Origin of the sequence: Hydrogenovibrio sp. 3SP14C1, from assembly GCF_029625905.1 — a bacterium.
In the GTDB taxonomy this organism is placed as follows: Bacteria; Pseudomonadota; Gammaproteobacteria; order Thiomicrospirales; family Thiomicrospiraceae; genus Hydrogenovibrio.
In genome coordinates this window covers 1-253 of record NZ_JARTLM010000226.1, presented here as the reverse complement: position 1 = coordinate 253, position 253 = coordinate 1, and the positions used below count along the sequence as shown (strand labels likewise).

General features: G+C 37.9%; 1 protein-coding gene. It reads left to right on the top strand.

What is annotated here, in order from left to right:
• Positions 1–43: 43 nt before the first annotated feature.
• The coding region (locus P8629_RS12940; RefSeq protein ID WP_442908716.1) for an NAD-binding protein at positions 44–253 on the top strand (210 nt) is incomplete at its 3' end.

The window sequence follows — 253 nt, the reverse complement described above, 5'->3', positions numbered from 1 at the left end:
TCTAGAGAATGGTCGCTTAGCATTTAATGGACATGATCACTTCATATTTGTTGGTTGGAATGAACGCACGAGACAACTTATGAAACTCGTCTTAGAGTATTATCCAGGCAGAAGAATCGTCGTAATAGATAAAACCGTAAACAAATTAACGTATAAAGAATATCCAGTACACTTTATCCAAGGTGACGCTACCGAAGACGACACGATCAAAAAAGCAAACATTGCGAATGCTAACTGTGTACTTATCACTGCA